This is a genomic window from Belliella filtrata, assembly GCF_022549775.1.
Classification (GTDB): domain Bacteria; phylum Bacteroidota; class Bacteroidia; order Cytophagales; family Cyclobacteriaceae; genus Belliella; species Belliella filtrata.
In genome coordinates this window covers 1-574 of record NZ_JAKZGP010000158.1, presented here as the reverse complement: position 1 = coordinate 574, position 574 = coordinate 1, and the positions used below count along the sequence as shown (strand labels likewise).

The following is a 574-nucleotide window of genomic DNA, read 5'->3' as shown; positions in this document are numbered from 1 at the left end:
ATGATTTAGTCTACAAAACTCGGGAAGTTGAAAGACCAGGTAGAAAGCTACCCAGGCTCAAAAAGCCAAAAAAACCTCATTATATGAATTATAAACCAATTTAATCCTTAACTAAACGACATTGGATTATAATTAGAATTAAACTTGAATCTTTTCTAAATCAGAGGCTCTTTGATCGTGCAGTTATTGAAAATAAAAATTTGTGGAATCACATAAAGTATACAATGAAATTCCACCTGTTTTAAAATAAGCGATTTTGACTGATTTTAGATAGTTGTAAGTAAAACAAGTGATTAGTTATGTAACTATTTATGAAAATATTTACCTAAAAACTTGTTTCTTTCTTTCTTTCTTTCTTTCTTTCTTGTGTTTAGATAATTAATGGCCAATTTTTATCATTTATAAATTCTTTAATAACTAAACAAATTGAAAAATGAAAAAGAAAATTATGATTATACGCTACTTTGCCAGTAAGGCTGAACTGACGCAATAACAAGTCTATCAAATAGTTTTTCTCCAAAATATCTTCTGTTTAGCCTATAACAGAACTCATCGAGGTAGTTTTGGATATATT

The 574-nt window shown here is 27.7% G+C and carries 1 pseudogene; it reads right to left on the bottom strand.

Going from position 1 to position 574, the window contains the following annotated elements:
* Positions 1-452: 452 nt before the first annotated feature.
* Positions 453-574 (bottom strand): annotated as a pseudogene (locus MM239_RS20875) (IS1595 family transposase); the annotation flags it as partial.